The sequence below is a fragment of the Pantoea sp. SGAir0418 genome (assembly GCF_043529865.1).
Map to the genome: position 1 here is coordinate 1505543 of NZ_CP027911.1, position 21912 is coordinate 1527454.

At 60.6% G+C, this 21912-nt stretch carries 12 protein-coding genes and 1 pseudogene; 3 read left to right on the forward strand and 10 right to left on the reverse strand.

What is annotated here, in order from left to right:
• Positions 1-46: 46 nt before the first annotated feature.
• From yegQ to C1N84_RS06870, 7 genes are all read right to left on the reverse strand, one after another.
• A complete protein-coding gene (gene yegQ, locus C1N84_RS06840) occupies positions 47-1417 on the reverse strand; it encodes a prephenate-dependent tRNA uridine(34) hydroxylase TrhP (protein WP_394541814.1) in 1371 nt (456 codons plus the stop codon).
• 139 nt (positions 1418-1556) lie between these two features.
• Complete coding sequence (gene baeR / locus C1N84_RS06845) at positions 1557-2264, reverse strand: envelope stress response regulator BaeR (protein WP_031280058.1); 708 nt, start codon at positions 2262-2264, stop codon at positions 1557-1559.
• Positions 2265-2273: 9 nt separating this feature from the next.
• Complete coding sequence (gene baeS, locus C1N84_RS06850) at positions 2274-3659, reverse strand: envelope stress sensor histidine kinase BaeS (RefSeq protein WP_058757282.1); 1386 nt, start codon at positions 3657-3659, stop codon at positions 2274-2276.
• Entirely contained in the window at positions 3656-5062 is a 1407-nt protein-coding gene (mdtD, locus tag C1N84_RS06855) for a multidrug transporter subunit MdtD (RefSeq protein WP_394541815.1), read from the reverse strand. Before mdtD ends, baeS begins: the two co-directional genes overlap by 4 nt.
• A 98-nt stretch (positions 5063-5160) precedes the next feature.
• Complete coding sequence (mdtC, locus tag C1N84_RS06860; protein WP_394541816.1) at positions 5161-8235, reverse strand: multidrug efflux RND transporter permease subunit MdtC; 3075 nt, start codon at positions 8233-8235, stop codon at positions 5161-5163.
• Positions 8232-11354 carry an MdtB/MuxB family multidrug efflux RND transporter permease subunit gene (locus C1N84_RS06865; protein ID WP_394541817.1) on the reverse strand — a complete coding sequence of 1041 codons (3123 nt, stop codon included), beginning with the start codon at positions 11352-11354 and terminating at the stop codon, positions 8232-8234. The genes mdtC and C1N84_RS06865 overlap by 4 nt, the downstream gene beginning before the upstream one ends.
• Positions 11354-12583 carry an MdtA/MuxA family multidrug efflux RND transporter periplasmic adaptor subunit gene (locus C1N84_RS06870; protein WP_241798299.1) on the reverse strand — a complete coding sequence of 410 codons (1230 nt, stop codon included), beginning with the start codon at positions 12581-12583 and terminating at the stop codon, positions 11354-11356. The genes C1N84_RS06865 and C1N84_RS06870 overlap by 1 nt, the downstream gene beginning before the upstream one ends.
• A gap of 240 nt (positions 12584-12823) precedes the next feature.
• On the opposite strand from C1N84_RS06870, the gene C1N84_RS06875 reads away from it, so the two are divergent.
• The 3 genes and pseudogenes from C1N84_RS06875 (at position 12824) to C1N84_RS06885 (ending at position 16611) form a co-directional block, all read left to right on the forward strand.
• Positions 12824-13786, forward strand: coding sequence for an aldo/keto reductase (locus tag C1N84_RS06875; protein ID WP_021509316.1), 963 nt, complete (start codon positions 12824-12826; stop codon positions 13784-13786).
• Positions 13787-14007: 221 nt separating this feature from the next.
• On the forward strand, positions 14008-15342 hold the full coding sequence (locus C1N84_RS06880; RefSeq protein WP_021509317.1) for a carbohydrate porin: 1335 nt from the start codon (positions 14008-14010) through the stop codon (positions 15340-15342).
• A gap of 115 nt (positions 15343-15457) precedes the next feature.
• Positions 15458-16611 (forward strand): annotated as a pseudogene (locus C1N84_RS06885) (IS481 family transposase).
• 134 nt (positions 16612-16745) lie between these two features.
• Here C1N84_RS06885 and yegD read toward each other — a convergent pair.
• From yegD to C1N84_RS06900, 3 genes are all read right to left on the reverse strand, one after another.
• Positions 16746-18098, reverse strand: coding sequence for a molecular chaperone (gene yegD, locus C1N84_RS06890; RefSeq protein ID WP_394541818.1), 1353 nt, complete (start codon positions 18096-18098; stop codon positions 16746-16748).
• A 75-nt stretch (positions 18099-18173) separates the two neighbouring features.
• Positions 18174-20738: a diguanylate cyclase gene (locus C1N84_RS06895; protein ID WP_264442752.1), complete on the reverse strand. Its 2565-nt coding sequence runs from the start codon at positions 20736-20738 to the stop codon at positions 18174-18176.
• Between the two features lie 343 nt (positions 20739-21081).
• Complete coding sequence (locus tag C1N84_RS06900; protein WP_021509320.1) at positions 21082-21693, reverse strand: phosphatase PAP2 family protein; 612 nt, start codon at positions 21691-21693, stop codon at positions 21082-21084.
• Positions 21694-21912: the final 219 nt, after the last annotated feature.

A 21912-nucleotide genomic window follows, 5' to 3' on the forward strand; every position in this document is an offset into this window, starting at 1 on the left:
GCGAAGCGGCGGTCTGTGATCCTGTTCTAACTTTGCCGTTTTCTTTTCATTTAGTGCGATTTTTACCGTGCGGATCGTAAGTGCTGTTACCGTCGGTAAAATTGCGCAGCAGCAGCGCATAGGCCAGATCGACCCCCTCCGGCACGCTGATCCAGACGCGATGACCATCTCCCGGAGCGACTTCAACCGCGGCACCCTTGTCATTCTGCATCGCCTGCAGCGTGCAGTTGAGATTGCCGTCCGGCGTCATGATCTCTACGCTATCGCCCAGCATGAACTTGTTCTTCACCGCCACCTGCGCCCACGTACCGCGCCGCTCACCAGTGAATTCACCTACAAACTGCTGACGCTCCGAAATGGAAAAACCCTGCTCGTAGTTTTGATAGCTGTCATGGGTGTGGCGACGCAAAAAACCTTCGGTATAGCCGCGGTGCGCCAGCCCTTCCAGCGTCTCCAGCAGTGCCGGATCGAAAGGTTTGCCGTCGGCCGCATCGTCGATTGCGCGGCGGTACACCTGCGCGGTGCGCGCACAGTAGTAGAACGATTTGGTGCGGCCCTCAATTTTCAGCGAATGCACGCCCATCTGGCTCAGGCGTTCGACGTGCGCCACCGCGCGCAGATCTTTCGAGTTCATGATGTAGGTGCCGTGCTCATCTTCGAACGCGCTCATCACCTCGCCTGGCTTCATCTTCTCTTCCAGCAGGAATACCCGGTCGGTAGGCTGACCGACGCCGAGCGTCGCGGACTGCACCGCAACCGGCTGATGAAAGCCAACAATGTTGCCGACTTCATCCTGCTGGCCTTCGGCCACGTTATATTCCCAGCGGCAGGCGTTGGTACAGGTGCCCTGATTGGGATCGCGCTTATTCAGATAGCCAGAGAGCAGGCAGCGGCCGGAGTAGGCCATGCACAGCGCGCCGTGAACAAAGATTTCAATCTCCATCTCCGGTACCTGCTGGCGAATTTCGGCGATCTCCTCCAGCGACAGCTCGCGTGACAGAATCACGCGCGTCAGCCCCATCTGCTGCCAGAACTTCACCGTGGCCCAGTTCACCGCGTTAGCCTGCACCGACAGGTGAATCGGCATCTGCGGGAAGGCGTCGCGCACCAGCATGATCAGGCCAGGATCGGACATGATCAGCGCATCCGGCTGCATTTCGATGACCGGCGTCAGATCGCGGATAAAGGTTTTCAGCTTGGCGTTGTGCGGGGCAATGTTTACTACCACGTAAAACTTCTTGCCGAGCGCGTGCGCTTCGCTGATGCCTTTAGCGAGGTTTTCATGGGTGAATTCGTTATTGCGCACGCGCAGGCTGTAGCGCGGCTGGCCGGCATACACCGCGTCGGCGCCGTAGGCAAAGGCGTAACGCATATTTTTCAGCGTGCCTGCCGGCGAAAGCAGTTCGGGTTTAAGCATGGGAAGTTCTCACTGATGTCAGGTCAGCATGTCATCACGGATGGCACGTGCAGCGGCCGCGTCAGGCGGCCCTGCAAAAGGTGGGGAATTGTAGGCAGGGCGACTCCCGATGTAAATTGACCTGGATCAATCTAAGCGGTTACAGCAGGCGGCCAACATCCGCTTCCCAGCGATATCCCATGCCGTACACGGCGCGAATAAACGGCTGTTCGGCATCAAGGTTCTCCAGCTTGCGCCGCAGGTTCTTGATGTGGCTGTCAATGGTGCGATCGGTGACCACGCGATAGTCGTCATACAGATGGTTCAATAGTTGCTCGCGCGAGAACACTTTGCCCGGCTCCAGCGCCAGCGTTTTCAGCAGGCGGAACTCGGCGGGCGTCAGCTCCAGCGGCTGTTCGCGCCAGCTGGCCTGGAAACGCCCTTCGTCGATCAGCAGATGCGAGGCCAGCTGCGCCTCTTCTGGCGAACGTTTCACCCGGCGCAGAATGGTTTTCACCCGCGCCACCACTTCACGCGGGCTGAAGGGTTTGCAGATATAGTCGTCAGCGCCAATCTCCAGCCCGAGCAGGCGATCGATCTCTTCCGTGCGTGCGGTCACCATGATAATCGGCAGCTCGGAGAAGCGGCGGATTTCCCGACACAGCGTCAGGCCGTCACGGCCCGGCAGCATCAAATCCAGCAGCATCAGGTCTGGTGGCGTTTGCTGCACGTAACTCAGTACCGCGTTGCCATCGGCGAGATGGTGCGTGCGGTAGTTTGACGCCTGCAGATAATCAATCATCAGCTGCGCCAGTTTGGGTTCGTCTTCCACAACAAGAATCAGGGGATCGCTATTTTCCGTGCTCATAAAGGGTGTCTAGTGAGGAACATACGGCAAGTTTAGCGTGATTTTCAGCCCACCTAAATCAGAGTCGGCCGCATTAATGCTGCCGTCATGCGCCTCAACAATATTCTTGCAGATCGCCAGACCGAGCCCGGAGCCGCCGCTGGCGCGATTGCGCGAGCTTTCGGCGCGGAAGAAGCGCTCAAACAGCTGCGCCTGCTGCTGGCGCTCGACGCCCGGTGCGCTGTCGGCAAACTGCAGCTGCCACTGCTCGCCGCTGAGCTGCATACTGAGCTGCACCGTGCCGCCGGCATCGGTGTAGCGCAGGCTGTTTTCCAGCAGGTTAGTAAACAGCTGCATCAGCCGGTCCGGATCGCCAAAGCTGCTGGCCTGCGCCGGCAGCATCAGGCTGAGCGTCAACCCCCGGCTGCGATAGCGTTCGCCAAAACTGCCCGCCACCACCTCCAGCAGACTGACCAGATCCACCGGCTGTTTGCGGTAGGCGAGGGCGCCCGCGTCGGAGAGCGACAGCTGGTGCAGGTCTTCCACCAGCTGGGTCAGCAGCGCGACTTCGCTCTGCAGCGAACTGATGGCGTCGGGCGTCAGCTTGCGCACGCCATCCTGCATCGCCTCCAGCTCACCGCGCAAAATCGCCAGCGGCGTACGCAGCTCATGGGAAATATCGGCCATAAAGGCGCGCCGGTTGCTCTCGTTTTTCTCCAGCGAGCGCGCCAGCTGGTTGAAGTCGCGCGCCAGCTGACCAATTTCGTCGCTGCTGCCGACCTCCACCCGGGTGGTAAATTTGCCCGCCGCCAGCTGATGGGTGCCGTCCACCAGCCGTTTCACCGGCGCCAGCAGGCCGCGCGCCAGCAGCCAGGTGACCAGCGCGGCCAGCAGCGTGGTGAGGCCGACGATCAGCCAGCTGGTCTGGCGCTGCTGATGGTCAAAGTTGATGTCGGTGCTGCGCGTCAGTCGCTCGGCGGGCGAGGCAATCACCCAGCCAACAATCTTGCCGTTGCTGGTGGTGATATTGCGGCGCGAGCCTTCCGGCGGCACCGGCGAGCGCGGGCCGGACAATATTTTGTACTGCTGATCGATAATCCAGAACTGGGTGCGCCAGCCGTGCGGCGGCAGCTGAGTGCCGCTGCCGGGATTCTGTTCCAGCGAGCGCAGAATGGTGAAAATCAGCCGGTCGTTGTTACGCAGAAAATCCCAGCTACCGTGCTGTTCGTATTGATCGGCCAGCGCATCGCTCAGCAGCGTCAGGCGCTGCTCGTTGCCCTTTTTGATGTAATCGACAAAGCCATGCTCAAAGCTGAGGCGCACGCCCCAGTGCATGGTGATGATCACCAGCATGCAGGTGGAAAAAATCGCCATAAACAGTTTGGCGCTGATGCCGAGTTTTACCGGCTGCTTCATCCTTTACTCCTGCCTCTCAGGTCCACATTTTTACTCACATCGGCGGGTACGCGCCAGAACACCAGCGCCGGCAGCGCAATCACCAGCGCCATGCACAAATAGGTGTACATAAAGGTTTGATGGGTCGCGGCGCTGTCGCTCACCGCGCCATGGCCGAAAGCGCCGAGCAGCAAACCAGCCACGGTGACGCCGATACTCATCGACAGCTGCATGATCATCGACAGCAGGCTGTTGCCGCTCGAGGCCAGCTCGTCCAGCAGCTCTTTCAGCGTCAGGGTATTCATGGACGAAAAGCGGATGGCATTGACCATGCCCTGCAACAGCAGCACCACGGGCAGCAGCCAGATCCAGCCAAGCAGCGCCACCACGGGAAACAGCAGCACCACCAGCGCCAGCGCCAGGGTGCCGCCCACCAGCGCGTTACGATAGCCAAACAGGTTCACAATGCGCACCACCACGCGTTTGATGCCCATGTTGCCCAGCACCATCGGGATCATCATCAGACCCGCGTGGAACGGGCTAAAGCCGAGACCCACCTGCAGAAAAATCGGCGTCATAAACGGCAGCATGCCGCTGCCGATGCGGCCGGTGAAGCTGCCGAGCAGGCCGATGGCGTAAATGCGGTTGTCAAATAGCTTCAGGCTAAACAGCGCGTTATCGTTGTTGCGGCCGTGCATCAGGTAGAACAGCAGGGAAAACACCCCCAGCAGAATCAGCAGGCACAGCAGCAGCGGTGAGCCGTCGGCGCTGCGCTGGCCGTCGAGCGCCAGCGTCAGCGTAGCCATGCCGACCGCCAGCAGCACAAAACCGAGGAAATCAAAGCGTCGCGTCTGCATGGTGTAGTTCGGCATCAGCAGCAGCGTGGCGATGGCACCGATGATGCCGACCGGAATGTTGATCAGGAAGATCCAGTGCCAGCTGGCATACTCCACCAGAATGCCGCCCAGCGCCGGGCCGAGCAGCGGGCCAATCTGGCCGGGCAGGGTGACAAAGGTCATGGCCGACATGTACTGCTCACGCGGCACGATCTTCATCACCGTCAGCCGGCCGACCGGCACCATCATCGCGCCGCCAATGCCCTGGACCACGCGCGCCATCACCAGCTGGTCGAGTGAGGTGGCGAAGGCACACAGCAGCGAACCGAGGCTGAACAGGACGATGGCGCAGAAGAAGATGTTGCGCACGCCAAAGCGGTCCGCCAGCCAGCCGCTGAGCGGTAGCGTAACCGCCACGGTGAGCACGTAGGAGACAATCACCGAGTGCATATGCAGCGGGCTGACGTTGAGATCGTGGGCCATCGCCGGAATCGCGGTGTTCACAATGGTGGTATCCAGCGTCTGCATAAAAAAGCCGAAGGCCACAATCCACAGTTGCCAGCGGACAGTGGCGGTTTGTGCGTTCATGGTCATCCCGTGTTAACAGTTTCATCAACCGCAGGCCGTGTAGCGGCACGATTCATCGCGCGTTGAATTGCGCCGCTACGCTTAGTGCAGGTATGACGTTATGGCTCCGTTATCAACCGCGGCTGCTTTTTCCGACGGCGCAGTTTATCCATCATCAGGTACACCACCGGTGTGGTGTACAGCGTCAGCAGCTGGCTCATCACCAGCCCACCGGCAATGGTGATGCCCAGCGGCTGGCGCAGCTCCGCTCCGTCCCCGCTGGTCAGCACCAGCGGCAGCGCACCAAACAGCGCCGCCAGCGTGGTCATCAGAATCGGGCGGAAACGCAGCTGGCACGCCTGGAAAATGGCGTCGCGCGCCGACAGGTTGCCGTTGCGCTCCGCCTCCAGCGCAAAATCCACCATCATGATGGCGTTCTTTTTCACGATACCGATCAGCAGCAGGATGCCGATCAGCGCAATCAGGCTGAACGGCGTATTAAACAGCTGCAGCGCCAGCAGCGCGCCGACGCCCGCCGAGGGCAGGGTAGAGAGAATCGTCAGAGGATGCACGTAGCTCTCATACAGAATGCCGAGCACGATATACACCGCAGCAATCGCCGCCAGCATCAGCCACAGCTGGTTCGACTGCGAATCCTGAAATACCTGCGCGGTGCCGGCGAAGCTGCCGCGCACGCTGGACGGCACGCCAATCGCCGTGATGGTGCGGTCAATGGCCTCTGACGCCTGCGACAGCGATACCCCTTCCGGCAGGTTAAACGAGATGGTCGAGGCCGCCGACAGCCCCTGATGGTTGACCGACAGCGGCGCGTTGGCCGGCTGCCATTTGGCAAACCAGCTCAGCGGAATCGCTTTGCCGTCACTGTTGATCACGAACATCTGATCCAGCGCGCTGACATCCTGGGTATAGCGCGGATCCACCTCCATCACCACTTTGTACTGATTCAGCGGCTGGTAGATGGTGGAGATTTGCCGCTGGCCGAAGGCGTTATTCAGCAGCGCATTGGCCGCCGACACGTCGATGCCGAGGCGCGCCATGCTTTCGCGATCGTAAGTCAGCGCCATTTCGCTGCCGTTGTCCTGCTGATCCGAATTGACATCGGCCAGCTCTGGCAGCGCGGCAAACGCCTGGCGGATTTTCGGCTCCCACTCACGTAAATCGGCGAGGTTATCCGACAGCAGGCTGTACTGGTAGCTGGCGTTCGACTCGCGTCCGCCGACGCGAATATCCTGCACCGCATTAAGGTAGAGGTTGGCACCCGGTTCTTTCGCCAGCTTCACGCGCAGGCGGGCGATCACTTCCTGCGCGCTTTCGCTGCGTTCTGACAGCGGCTTGAGTGACACAAACATCGAGCCGCTGTTGGTGCGCGAGCCGCCGGTGAAGCCGGTGACGTTATCGACCGCCGGGTCAGCCTTGATGATGTTCATGAAATCCTGCAGCTTGCCGCGCATCGCCTGAAACGAAATGCTCTGATCGGCGGAGATAAAGCCGTTGAGACGGCCGGTGTCCTGTTCGGGCATAAAGGTTTTCGGGATGGCGATAAACAGCCAGATGGTCAGCCCGACGGTGCCGAGCAGCAGCAACAGCACCCAGATCGCGTGGTTCAGCACCCAGCCCAGCGAGCGCGCATAGCCCTGCTGCACCGCCAGCAGCACGCGGCCAAATCCGCGCGTACGCGGCTGGCTGCGCTTCGCCTGCGGTTTCAGCAGATACGCGCACATTATCGGCGTCAGGGTAATGGAGATAAACAGCGAGATGAGAATCGCCACCGACAGCGTGATGGCAAACTCCGAGAAGAAGCGGCCAATAATACCGCCAATCATCAACAGCGGCAGGAACACCGCAATCAGCGACAGGCTCATCGACAGCACGGTAAAGCCCACCTCGCGCACCCCGGTCAGTGCCGCCTGCAGCGGCTTCATCCCAGCTTCGACGTGACGCGCGATGTTCTCCAGCACCACAATGGCGTCATCCACCACAAAGCCGGTGGCGATGGTCAGCGCCATCAGCGACAGGTTATTCAGGCTGAAACCGCACAGGTACATGGCGGCGAAGGTACCAATCAGCGACACCGGTACCGCCGCCGCCGGAATCAGCGTGGCGCGGCCGTCGCGCAGGAAGAAAAACACCACCAGAATCACCAGCGCCACGGCGATCACCAGCGACTGCTCCACTTCATGCAGCGAGGCGCGGATGGTGGGCGAGCGGTCCTGAGCGATTTGCAGGTCGATGGCCGCCGGGATCACCTCATGCAGCTCCGGCATTTCCGCCCGGATGCGGTCGACGGTATCGATAATGTTGGCGTCCGGCGACTTGCGCACCACCAGCAGCACCGCTGGTTTACCGTTGGTCATCCCGGCGTTGCGCACGTCCTGTACCGAATCCTGCACGTTCGCCACATCGCTCAGCCGTACCGCCGCGCCGTTGTTGTAATGCACCACCAGCGGCTGGTAGACGCTGGCGGTTTGCAGCTCATCGTTGGTCCGTACCTGCCAGCGCTGCTGGGTATCGTCGATGGCACCCTGCGGACGGCGCTGGTTGGCGTTGCTGATGGCGGTGCGCACCGCATCCAGCGACACGCCCTGATTAAACAGCGCCTGCGGATTGAGGTCGACGCGCACCGCCGGCAGCGAACTGCCGCCTACCGTGACATCACCGACGCCATCAATCTGCGACAGCTTCTGCGCCAGTTGCGTCGACGCGTAATCATACAGCTGACCGGGATTATAAATATCCGAGGTCATGGTGAGGATCATGATCGGCGCATCGGACGGGTTGGCTTTGCGGTAGGTTGGACGATTGGGCATGCCGGTCGGCAGCAGGCTCTGGGCGGCATTGATCGCCGCCTGCACATCGCGCGCCGCGCCGTTGATGTCGCGGTCGAAATCAAACACCAGGATGATGCGCGTGCTGCCCAGCGAGCTGGTGGAGGTCATTTCACTGACGCCGGCAATGCGGCCCAGCGAGCGCTCCAGCGGCGTGGCGACCGAGGCCGCCATGGTTTCCGGCGACGCGCCGGGCAGCGAGGCCGAGATCAGAATCACCGGGAAATCCAGCTGCGGCAGCGGCGCCACCGGCAGCAGACGGAAGCCAAGAATGCCAGCCAGCGCAATCGCCAGCGTCAGCAGCGTAGTGGCAACCGGCCGATGGATAAACAGGGCGAAAAACTTCACGACTGCGCCTCCGTGCCTTTCAGACGCCGGCGCGTGGCGTGGGCAAGGCGATCAAACAGCAGATAGATCACCGGGGTGGTAAACAGCGTCAGCACCTGGCTCAGCACCAGGCCACCGACCATGGCGATGCCGAGCGGACGACGCAGCTCCGCGCCGACGCCGGTGCTGAGCATCAGCGGCAGCGCGCCAAGCAGCGCCGCCAGCGTGGTCATCAGAATCGGCCGGAAGCGCAGCAGACAGGCCTGATAGATCGCCTCACGCGGCGCCATGCCCTGTTCACGCTCGGCGGCCAGCGCGAAGTCGATCATCATGATGGCGTTCTTCTTCACGATACCGATCAGCAAAATGATGCCGATGATGGCGATGATATCCAGCTCGTTGCCGCTCAGCATCAGCGCCAGCAGCGCGCCAACGCCGGCGGTGGGCAGCGTCGACAGAATGGTAATCGGGTGGATGAAGCTCTCATACAGCACGCCGAGCACGATATACATCGCCACTACCGCCGCGACGATCAGCCAGATGGTGCTGGTCAGCGCCGCTTCAAACGCCAGCGTGCTGCCCTGGAACTGCGTCATCATCTCTGCCGGCATGCCGACCTGATCTTCTGCCGTGGTGATCGCCTGCAGCGCATCGCCGAGCGAGTAGCCGTGCGCCACGTCAAACGAGAAGGTGGCCGACGGGAACTGGTCGAGATGATTAATGCTCAGCGCAGCGTGGCGCTCTTCGATTTGCGCGATGGCGCTGAGCGGCACGCTGCCGCCGTCGCTACTGTTCAGGCGAATCGCATCGAGACTAGCGAGACCGGGGGTTTGCGTGTTGTCCTGCTCCAGCACCACGCGATACTGATTGGCCTGGGTGTAAATCGTTGAGATCAGGCGCTGGCCAAAGGCGTTGTACAGCGCGTTATCAATGTCGGCCATGCTGATGCCGAGCCGGCTGGCGCTGTCGCGATCGACGCGCACAAAGGCTTCCAGCCCCTGATCCTGCCAGTCGCTGCTGACGTTGCGCAGTTGTGGCAGCGTATTGAGCTGTGCCAGCAGTTTCGGCACCCAGCTGCCCAGCGACTCCAGCGAACCTGACTGCAGGGTAAACTGGTACGGCGTGCGGCTCGCCTGGGTATCAATGGTCAGGTCCTGTACCGGCTGCAGCCACAGCGACACGCCGGGCAGGCGATCGATCGCCTGCTGCAGCCGCTGCTGCACTGCCGGAATACGATCGTCACGCTGGTCCAGCGGTTTCAGGTTAATTTGCAGCCGCGCGCTGTTAAGCGCCGCGTTGGTGCCATCCACGCCGACGAACGAGGTCAGGCTCTGCACCGCCGGATCTTTCATAATGATCGACGCCACGTCGCGGGTGCGCTGCGCCATACTGGCGTAAGAGACCGACTGTGGCGCCTGCAGCGTGCCCTGAATGATGCCGTTGTCCTGCTGCGGGAAGAAGCCCTTCGGAATCACCACCCACAGCAGCACCGTCAGCAGCAGTGTGCCAAGCGCCACCGACAGCGTCAGCCACGGGTGGCGCAGCACGCGCGTCAGCCAGCGGCCATAGCCGGCAATCACCTTATCGAACATCGCCTCGCTGGCGCGGGAGAAGCGGTTCTGCCTGCGCAGCGATTCGGCGCTCAGCATGCGCGCGCACATCATCGGCGTCAGCGTCAGCGAGACCACCGCCGAGATCAGAATCGCCACCGCCAGCGTCACGGCGAACTCGCGGAACAAACGGCCAATCACGTCGCCCATAAACAGCAGCGGAATCAGCACCGCGATCAGCGAGAAGGTGAGGGAGATGATGGTGAAACCAATCTCACCGGCACCTTTCAGCGCGGCGGTCATCGGCTTTTCGCCTTTTTCGATGTAGCGCGAGATGTTCTCGATTACCACGATGGCGTCATCGACCACAAAGCCGGTGGCGATGGTCAGCGCCATCAGCGTCAGGTTATTGATCGAAAAGCCAAGGAAATACATGGCGGCGAAGGTGCCGACCAGCGACAGCGGCACCGCGACCGCCGGAATAATGGTGGCCGGGACGTTGCGCAGAAACAGATAGATGATCATCACCACCAGCCCGATGGCCAGCATCAGCTCATGCTGGGTATCCGCTACCGAGGCGCGAATGTTGGTGGTGCGATCGGTGAGCAGTTTGACGTCAACCGACTTCGGCAGCGTGGCGGTCAGCGACGGCAGCAGCGCGCGGATGCTGTCAGCGGTGGCGATAATATTGGCACCCGGCTGGCGCTGCACGTTCAGCACAATCGCCGGCTCACGGTTGGCCCAGGCACCCAGCCAGCTGTTTTCTGCGCCCTGTTCAACCGTGGCGACGTCGCCCAGCCGCACCGGCGCGCCGTTGCTGTAGCTGACGATCAGCTTGCGGTAATCCTCCGCGGAGGTCATCTGATCATTGGCCGACAGCGTGATAGAGCGCGTTGGACCATCAAGACTGCCTTTCGCCGAATTGACGTTGGCGTTGCTGATGGCGGTGCGCACCGTCTCGCTGGTGAGGCCGAGGGCCGCCAGCGCCTGTGCGTTCATCTTCACCCGCACTGCCGGACGCTGGCCGCCGGAGAGCGTGACCAGACCGACGCCGGAGACCTGGGAAATCTTCTGCGCCACCCGCGTTTCCACCATGTCCTGCACCTGCGTCAGCGGCATGCTGGTGGTGGTAACGGCCAGCGTCATGATTGGCGGATCGGCCGGATTCACTTTGCTGTACACCGGCGGATTCGGCAGATCGCCAGGCAGCAGGTTAGTGGCAGAGTTGATCGCCGCCTGCACTTCCTGTTCGGCAACGTCGAGCGCCAGCGTCAGCTGGAACTGCAGCGTAATCACCGAGGCACCGCCGGAGCTTTGCGACGCCATTTGCTTCAGGCCGGACATCTGCCCGAACTGGCGCTCGAGCGGCGCGGTAATCGACGAGGTCACCACATCCGGGCTGGCGCCGGGATAGAGCGTGACGACCTGAATGGTCGGGTAATCGACTTCCGGCAGCGCGGAAACTGGCAGGAAGCGATAGCCCAGCACGCCGGCCAGCAAAATCGCGATCATCAGCAGCGTGGTGGCCACCGGGCGCAGAATAAACTGGCGTGACGGGCCGCCGCTGGCGTCGGGAGACATCACCTGCATTATTGACGTTCTCCGCGAGCCGGTTGCGCCGCGCGCGTGCTGTGCGTGGCGGTACTCTGTGCGGCGACAATTTCCACCGTGGCGCCTTCGGTCAGGCGGTCTAGACCGTCAGTGACCACGCGCTGACCGGCCTGCAGCCCGGCATCAATCACCACTTTCTGGCTATCCTGCAGCCCGGCGGTGACGCGTTTTTTGCTCACTTTGTTATCGCTGTTCACCACCCAGACAAAGTGGCCGTCGTTGCTCATCTGCAGCGCGGCAGTTGGGATCACCACCGCGTTTTGCAGCGTATCCACCTTCAGCCGGGCATTAACAAACTGATTGGGAAACAGGGCGTCGTCCTGATTGCTGAAGCGCGCCTTGAGTTTAATGGTGCCGGTGGTGACATCGATCTGGTTATCAATGCTCAGCAGCGCACCCGTGGTCAGCAGGGTTTTATTGCTGCGATCCCAGGCTTCAACCGGCAGCGGCTGACCGCTTTTCTGGGCTTTCAGGATCTGGCTGATATTGTTCTCGGCAACGCTGAACACCACGTCAATCGGGTGCGTCTGGGTGATCACCACCAGACCACTGGTATCGCCGGCGGTAATGTAGTTGCCGACATCCACCTGCTTCAGCCCGACGCGTCCGGCAATCGGCGCGGTGATGCGGCTGTAGGTCAGATTGAGCTGCGCGCTGGCAACATTGCCTTCGTCGGCTTTGATGGTACCAAGGGTTTCACTGACCAGCGAGCGCTGGGTATCCAGCTCCTGCTGCGACACCAGCGAGGTTTTCGCCAGTTTTTCGTAACGGCTGAGGTCGCGGCGCGCGTTAGCCAGCGTCGCCTGATCTTTGGCCAGCTGGCCCTGCGCCTGGGTGAGCGCTACCTGCCATGGGCGGGGATCGATTTCTGCCAGCAGCGCGCCGGCCTCCACCTGCTGACCTTCTGTGAAGTGCAGCGCCATCAGCTGGCCATCGACCCGGCTGCGCACCGTAACGGTGTTGGCCGCGGTGACGGTGCCGAGTCCGCTGAGGTAATAGGGCACGCTTTCGGTGGTCGCGGTTGCGGCCTGCACCGGTGCCAGCGGACGGCGTCCGCCGCTGTTGTTGCCACCGCGTCCGTGATGCGGCTGGCCATCAGCCTGGGTAGCCTGCGCAGGCTCGGCCGGATGCTGCCACCAGTAGTAAGCGCCCGCCAGCGCAGCCAGTACCACCACGCTAATCAGGCCTGTTTTTAATCGTTTATTCATTGCTCTGTGTGCTCTCCGGCGGTTTCGTTTTCCCCACATGCGCGCGCAAACGAACCGCGGCGCAAACGAAATGATTGTAGTCGCCCGGGCCGGGCAAAAATTGAAGGAATTAAGAATATCGCCCCGGGCACGCTAAGTATTCATATTCAGTAAATATTTTGGCAGCAATACGCATAAGCGTGACTTTTTCCTTTGCTAAGCTGAATGACAGACCAGTCTCGTTTCACTAAGGAGGATCACATGCGTCAACACAAAACCCGCCAGCTGGGCGATAGCGGTATCAGCGTGCCGCTGCTGACGTTTGGCGGCAACGTTTTTGGCTGGACCGTCGATGAAAAAACCTCGTTTTCACTGCTCGACGCGCTGGTGGAAAAGGGGCTGTTCTTCATTGATACCGCAGACGTTTACTCACGCTGGGCGCCGGGCAACGCCGGCGGTGAATCGGAAACCATCATCGGTAAGTGGCTGAAAAAAAGCGGTAAGCGCGACAGTATCGTGCTCGCCACCAAGGTAGGCATGGAGCTGACGCCGGAGAAAACCGGGCTGAAACCGGCCTATATCCGCCAGGCCGTGGAAGATTCGCTGCGCCGCCTGCAGACGGATGTCATCGATCTGTACCAGGCGCACCGTGATGACGACAGCACGCCGCTGGTGGAAACGCTGAAAGCCTTCGACTCGCTGATCAAAGAGGGCAAAGTGCGGGCTATTGGTGCGTCCAACTACAGCGCGCAGCGCCTGCAGGAAGCGCTCGACATCAGTAAGCAGGAGGGACTGGCGCGCTATGAAACCCTGCAGCCGGAGTACAACCTGTACGATCGCCAGGAGTATGAAAGCGGACTGGAGCAGGTGGCGGTGAAAAACGGTCTGGGCGTGATTAACTACTACTCGCTGGCCAGCGGTTTCCTGAGCGGGAAATACAAAAAGCCGGAAGACGCCAGCAAAAGCGCGCGCGGCCAGGGCATTGTAGAAAAATACCTCAACGATCGCGGTAAGCGCATCATTGAAGCGCTGGAAGATGTCGCGGCCTCGCACGACGCCTCTGCTACCCAGGTGGCGCTGGCGTGGCAGATTGCGCGACCGAGCATCACCGCACCGATTGTCAGTGCCACCTCGCTGCAGCAGCTGGATGAGCTGGTGAAAGCCACTGAGCTGGAGCTCAGCAAGCAGGAGATTGAAGAGCTGGCCAGCGCCAGCAAGCCGTAACGCGAAGCGGGACGCCGCGGCGTCCCGTCACGTAATAATTTTTTCGCCACGCAAAAAATGCCTTTTTCCTCCAGAACATATCCATTCATCGATCACTGTCACAATTGCGTTAAGTCACTGTCACCTTTGCACTCACTGCGCACAGATTTGCAAAAATTGACATAACCTCAGCATTATTCTCTGCCCGTTCCTCTCCGGAAACTCACAGAAGAATAATCATCATGAACAGAAAAAAAGCAGTGCAGCATATGCCTCGCCTGGCAGCGGGCACCCTAATGTTTGCCATGTTGAGTGCGTCGGCGGTGGCAGCCGATGCGTTCAGCTACGATTCTCCCTATATGTTTGGCGACTGGGGCGGTAACCGAACGCAGCTGGAAAACGACGGCGTGAAGTTCGACGTTAACTACACCATGGAGAGTGCCTCGAACCTGGGCGGCGGTGCCGATACCAACACCTCGATGCGCTACAGCGATCAGTGGGCGTTTGGCCTGAATCTTGACCTGCAAAAACTGCTCGACTGGCAGGATGCGCAGTTCCAGATGACCATTACCGACCGTAACGGTCGCAATATCTCCGATCAGGTGGCAGACCGCCGTACCGGCATGCTGTCATCGGTGCAGGAAGTGTACGGACGTGGCCAGACCTGGCGTCTGACGCAGTTCTGGCTCAGCAAAGGGCTGTTTGATAACACCGTCAACCTGAAAGCCGGTCGCGTCACCGTCGGGGAAGATTTCGACAACTTCGACAGCAAGTTCCAGAACCTCGCATTCGGCAGCGGCCAGGCGGGTAACTGGCGCGGCGACCGCTGGTTTAACTGGCCGGTTTCCCAGTGGGGCGGCCGCGTGAAGGTTAACTTTACGCCGGAAGTGTTCTTCCAGGTGGGCTTCTACAACCAGAACAGTGCCAACTACGATCGCGGTGACGGTTTCCGTCTGGATACCAGCAACTCCGAAGGCAACCTGGTACCGGTGGAACTGGGCTGGAAACCGACCTTCGGCCCGGCCAACCTGCCGGGTAACTACCGCATTGGTTACTACTACTCGTCGGCCAACGGCGATAACTACGGCAGCTGGCGCGATGGCGCTTATCAGAGCAAGGATCACGCCTACGGCGGCTACGTGCTGTTACAGCAGCAGCTGACCGCACAGGGCGGCGATGCTAGCCGTGGCCTCGGCGTGACGGTGCAGGCAGTGATGAACGATCACAAAACCTCGAAAACCGACAACTATCAGTCGATCAGCTTTACCTGGAAAGGGCCGTTTGATGCGCGTCCGCAGGATGAGATTGGCGTCGGCGCGGCGCGTATTCACGTCAACAGCGCGTATACCCGTTCGCTGCGTCAGCAGAATGATGCCAACGGCGAAACTGATTTCGACAGCCCAACCTATCTGCCGATTCAGGATGGTTCCGAGTACAACTACGAGGTTTATTACAATGCGCAGCTGACCAAATGGCTGCAGCTGCGTCCAAACCTGCAATACGTGGTGGCACCGGGTGCGGTAAGCGAAGTGAAAGATGCGTTTGTGGGTGGGATCAGTGCGAACGTGAATTTCTAATCTGGCAGAATGTGTGACTTTTCCCTCTCCCTTTGGGATGTACAGTCCGGGGACATCGTGAACACTTGTTCGGGGACATGGTAGACACTTACAACTAAGGCATAAGAACCCGTTTATGGAGTCGCTTATGCCCTGGGATGCGAGAGATACCATGTCATTACGTACTGAGTTTGTTCTGTTCGCCTCGCAAGACGGGGCGAACATCCGCGAGCTGTGCCGCCGCTACGGCATATCTCCCGCCACCGGCTACAAGTGGCTTCGCCGCTGGGAGGAGGAAGGACCGTCCGGCCTTCAGGACCGCTCCCGCGCGCCCCGTCACTCACCCAGCCGCTCATCTGACGACATCACTGACCTTCTGCGTATGGCGCACGAGCTTCATCAGCACTGGGGGCCCGCAAGATTAAGCGCTGGCTCGAAGACCGCGGGCACGGCATGCCGGCCTTCAGCACCGTCCACAACCTGATGGCCCGCCACGGCCTGCTGCCGGGCGCAGCGCCGGGCGTCCCGGCCACCGGCCGGTTTGAGCATGCGGCCCCGAACCGGCTCTGGCAGATGGATTTTAAGGGCCACTTTCCCTTTGGCGGCGGCCGCTGCCACCCGCTTACCCTGCTGGACGACCACTCCCGGTTCTCGCTGTGCCTGGTGCACTGCGCTGACGAACGGCGTGAGACGGTACAGGAGCAGCTGGTCAGCGTCTTTGAGCGCTACGGCCTGCCGGACCGGATGACGATGGACAACGGCTCGCCGTGGGGCGACACCACCGGCACCTGGACGGCAGTGGAGCTGTGGCTGATGCGCCACGGCATCCGGGTGGGGCACTCGCGGCCGTATCATCCGCAGACGCAGGGGAAGCTGGAGCGCTTTCACCGCAGCCTGAAGGCGGAAGTGCTGCAGGGGAAGTGGTTCGCGGACAGCGGTGAGCTGCAGCGCGCCTTCGACCACTGGCGGACGGTCTACAATCTCGAGCGCCCGCATGAGGCGCTGGAGATGGCGGTGCCGGCGTCGCGCTATCAGCCCTCATCGCGGCAGTACAGCGTCCGCGTAGCGCCACCGGAATACGACGAGGGCGTGATGGTCAGGAAGGTGGATATCAGCGGGAAGCTGAGCGTAAAAGGACTCAGCCTGAAGGCGGGAAAGGCGTTCAGGGGAGAGCGTGTCGGGCTGAAGGAGACGGGGGAAGACGGTTATTACGAGGTGTGGTGGTACAGCACAAAAGTGGGGGTGATCGACCTGAAGAAAAAGTCGATCACCATGGGTAAAGGATGTTAAAAAGTGTTCACTATGTCCCCGAACACCTGTCTGCCATGTCCCCGGACTGTACAGGGAGAGGGCAGGGTGAGGGGAAAATCGCACAGAGCTGTCTGGCCCTCACCCTAACCCTCTTCTGCAAGCGGGAGAGGGAATTATCTAAACATCACTTCGGCCCAGCGCGCCAGGCCGGCGGTGACCGAGCCGAAATCATCGCCGCTGGCGATGGGCGTGTCGGGCAGTGCCTGCTGCAGCGCGGCGCGCAGGATCGGCGAACGGGCGCTGCCGCCGGTGAGGTAAATCACCTCCGGACGGGTGTCACAACTGGCCAGCGCCAGCTGCACCTGCTCAAGAATGCGCGCCAGCGGCTGATTGATCGCCTCTTCCAGCTGCGCGGCGTTGATCTCCGCCTGCAGCGTTTGCGCAATAAACGCCAGCGAGGCTGCGGTCTCGCGCTGATCGGAGAGCGCAATCTTGCTCTCTTCCGCCGCGCGCACCAGCCGGTAGCTCAGCTTCTGCTGCCAAACTTTCAGCAGATGTGCGACTTTATCGCCCTGTTCGGCATCACGCACCAGATCGCGCAGCAGCTTACCGCTGGCGGCCGAGTAGAAGTCGCTTTGTGCCGGCACATCGTTAATCGCCACCGCGTTCCACCACGGCAGGGCGGGCAGGGCAGTGCCCTTCAGCGTGTTACCGCCCAGACCCAGCAGCGGCATCAGCGTTTTGAACGCCAGCATGATATCGAGGTCGTTACCGCCGACGCGGCAGCCGCTGTGGCCAAGCAGGCTGGCACGGCGATCGGACTGATTACGCCACTGCGGACCCATCAGCAGCATGGAGCAGTCGGTGGTTCCGCCACCGATATCCACCACCAGCACGCGTGTCTCCTGCTGCAGCGTGGCTTCAAACTCCAGACCGGCGGCAACCGGCTCGAACTGAAACTCGACGTCGCGGAACCCGGCACGCTGTGCGGCACGCAGCAGAATGCCCTGCGCCTGCTGGTTGGCATCTTCACCGCCCAGCCCCTGGAAGTTGATTGGCCGGCCAATCACGGCCTGATCAATCGGTTGGTCGAGCTGGGTTTCACCCTGCTGGCGAATGTGCAGCATCATGGCGCACACCAAATCTTCAAAGAAGGCGATCTGCTGGGGTTTCAGGCCGCTGGCGCCGAGGAACGACTTCGGCGATTTGACGAACCACACCTCTTCCGGATCAACCATATAGTGCTGCAGCGCGGTCAGACCAAACTGTACGCTGGCAGGCGTTACCTCGATATCCTCTTCGCGGTTATAACGCAGCGCGCGCTGCAGCAGCGCGGTGCTTTCGCTGTCTGGCGTGGGGACCTGATGATGGCGATGCAGCCATTCACTGATGGCTTCGCGCGTGGGCGCGCAAATCATGGAGGGAAGCAGGCGCTGACCGTTTTCCAGTGTCAGTAACCGCGGTGTGCCGCTATCCGTTACTGCGATGGAACAGTTAGCCGTGCCGTAGTCGAATCCGATAAACATTATATCCCCCATGCCAGAAAAAAGGGGGCGACTTTAGCGCAGCCAACGCGGGCTGGCAATGGGCAGCGCCGCAGTTTATCCCTGAACTTCCTGGTAAACCTGATACTGGCCGCGCCCGGCGTGTTTGGCGCTATAACAGGCGACATCGGCCTGCGACATCACCACATTGCTGATGCAGTTATGCTGATCGATTTGCGTGATACCGGCGCTGGCACCGACATGATACGGCCGGTCCTGCCACATAAAGGTAAAGTCATGCACCGCGCTGACGATGCTCTGTACCACCTCGCGCACCTGGTCAACATTGCTGTAGGGCAGCAGCAGGCCAAATTCGTCACCGCCGAGGCGCGCCAGCACATCGCTATTGCGCAGGTGCTGTTGCATGAGATCGGCCAGTGCGCGCAGCAACGCATCGCCAGCGGCATGGCCGGCGGTATCGTTGACCGCTTTAAACTTATCCAGATCGATAAACACCAGCACGTGCTCGCTGTGATGCGCGGCGGCGTCATTCACCAGTCGCTTCAGCTGCTGTTCAAAGCTGTGACGGTTCGGCAAACGCGTCAGCATATCGTGGGAGGCGCTGTAGCTCAGGCGTTTCATCATGCGGCGCGACTCGCTGACGTCATGAATGACCATTACGGCACCAATGTCGCTGCCGGTCAGGGTTTTCAGCGGCGTGATGCTGTAGTGAATCTCGACCTGGGCACCAGCCGGGGTATGCAACACCAGCTCTTCTTCCAGGTCCGGTGTGGTTTTGCTGGCGGGCAGGCTGCACAGCAACAGATTCTCCACGCGCGGCCCCTGCGCGCCACGCGTAATCGTCAGCAGTTCGCTCAGCGCCACGCCAGCCGCTTTCGCCTGCGGCCAGCCGCTCAGCGTCTCGGCCACCGGATTCATGAAGGTCACCCGCATCTCATCGTCAGTACAAATCACCGCTTCACCGATCGAGTCGAGGGTGATGGCCATGCGTTCCTTCTCCTGGAACAGCGCTTCATTCAGCGTGCGCAGCGAGGTGATGTCCTGACAAATGCCCAGCATGCGTTCGATCTGCCCATCCTTGCTGATGATGCTATTGGCCTCGGAGCGCACGTAGCGCACGCCCTGCGGCAGATTGATGCGGTACTCCAGCTGGAAGGCGCTGCGGCGCTCAATCGCCTGCTGAATGGTGAGTGCGGCCGCTTCGCGTTCCTGAACATCGACCAGATGCAGCCACAGGTCGTAGCTCGGCACCCGGTGTGGCTCCAGCGCAAATAACTCGTACATGCGCTTGTCCCATAACATCTCGCCGTTTAGCAGGTTCCACTCCCACACGCCGATGCCGCCCGCTTCGTTGGCCAGCGTGATGCGCTCCATCAGTCGCTGGTTGACCTGCTCGCTCTGCTTCAGCTCGGAGATATCCACAATCTGCGCGATAAAGTAGAGCGGGTGCAGCTGCGCATCACGCACCATCGAGACCGTGAGGCGCGCCCAGACGATCTCGCCATCTTTACGAAAATAGCGCTTTTCCAGGGTATAGGTCAGGATCTCACCGGCGATCAGCCGCTCCAGCTGCTGCAGGTCGCTGTTGAGATCGTCCGGATGGGTGATCTGCTGGAAGGTGAGTTTTTTCAGCTCTTCCGCCGCGAAGCCCAGCGTGCGGCACAGCGACTGGTTGACCTGCTGCCAGCCGCCTTCCGGTGATACCAGCGCCATGCCGATGGCGGAATACTCCATGGCGTTGCGGAAGCGGGTTTCGCTTTCGCTGATGTGGTGCTTTTCACGCTGAAAGGCATCCATCACCAGCGACATCACGTGGCTCGGCAGCAGCACCAGCAGAAACGGCAGCCAGGTGCTGACCTGGCCGAGCAGCAGATCGTTGCGCGCCAGGTTGACCCAGTCGAGCGCCAGCAGCAGCGAGATAAAGCTGGCGTTAAGGAAAAACAGCAGAAAGGCTTCGAATTTGGGCAGGCGCACCGCGCACCAGAACAGAATCACCACGATAAAGGTAAACGGCCACGGCAGGAAGCGCAGCGCCAGATAGCTGGCCAGCAGCGTGACCATCAGCGTGAGCAGCGTCTCCAGCTGACGTTCCGGCGTGATCAGCTGGCGCAGCGGTTTATCAGGCCACAGCAGCAGCACCGGACCGAAGGCCAGCACGCCAATCACTTCGGAGATCACCCATGTGGAGAAAAACGGCAACGAGGCGTGGCCGTCAACGTGCAGCATCCATAGCGCCACGACGCCGCCCAGCAGCGGCGCGATCAGGCCCGCAGCCAGCGCAAAGCGTATCCAGTCGGCCAGTGAGTTGAGCGGGGCTTTGCGGTCGAGCAGCGCGCGCAGCATCAGCCCGCCGAGGATGGCCTGCACCATATTAAGGATGGCGAATTTGACATTGCTCAGGGCCGGGCCGATCACCAGCAGATTGGCCAGCGCCGTGCCGAGCACGCAGCTGGCCAGCAGCAGCGGTACCTGTCGCGAGGGCGCGCGGAACACCACGACAGTCATTAACGCGGTGGAGTACCAGAGCGGGGAAATGCGGCCGCTGACGACAATCAGTTCCAGACAGAACAGCGTCAGTAAAAATGCCAGCGCGCAAAGCAGCAGGGCGCTGAGCCACTTTTTTTGCGGATTATCCTGCGAGGTTACTATCTCAAGAGTCATGCACGAATCCAGCAGCGCGCATTGATTACTCGAAGAAAAATGCGCCAGTCAATCTCTTAATCCATGCTAGCACATCTGTCAGATATCTTTGTGCGGAAATGTTTTTTTGCGGCCTGCATCCAGGTGCGCATAAATGCGCACCCTACAAAACCGGTGAAATCTGCTGGCAGTATCGCGACTGCTGGATCTGCAGCGATTCAGGTAAGGACACGACAAATTGCACAATTTTGTAGCGGCGCGATTTATCGCGCAATAAATTGCGCCGCTACCGTATGTGCAATCATTTGTGGAACGTGTTCAAAACGTATTGGACAGACCTTACACCCTTTACCGCGCAACGCACTCAGCGGAACAAATCGGCGCGGGTGAAGGGCTTTTCCAGCCCGGCGAGGTCAGCGGAAAAACGCTCGAGGAACTGCTGGGTGGTGGCGACGCGGCCGTGGCCCATCAGCAACAGCGGAATCAAAAATGCCACTGCCACCTGCACCACGCTAAACCCCTTCAGCGCGGTGCGGCGCTGGCTCAGCAGGAACGCGCTGCTCAGGGTAAAGCCCAGCATCAGTCCGGCCAGCACTTCACTCACCGAGTGCGCATGGATCACCAGGCGCGATAATCCCACCATCAGCGGAATCAGATAGCCGATACCGATGGTCAGGGCGCGCCAGAACGTGGGCCAGCGGCCGGAAATCAGCCACATCATCACCGGCCACAGCGTCGCTGACATCGCGCTATGACCGCTGAACCCGGTGAAGTTGTAGCGCGCGCTGCCAATGCCGAAGCCGAGAAACATAATCTTCGAGATGCTGACCAGCAGGCCCGCCAGGCCAAACGCCAGCAGCCAGTACCAGACGGTGCGACGGTTGTCGCTTTTCCACGGCAGCACCAGTGCGATGATCACCGCAGTGGGGATCAGCAACATACTGTCGCCGAAATAGGTCAGGGTTCTCCAGCTCATACTTTTCCTTGCAACGACTATCGGGCTCCCGCCAGTCACACGGCGGGCAGAGAAACAGTGTATCGATTAAGCCGCTGGCTGCAAAACGGGATAGTCTGAAAAGGCGGCGCGCCGGTTTTCACTGGCATCAACCCGGTGAAATCCCTATAATTGCCGCCAACTAACCCTCTCAATCGGCCTGTTTTTGTGCAGACAGAAACCGGCTCCAGTTATCAGGTC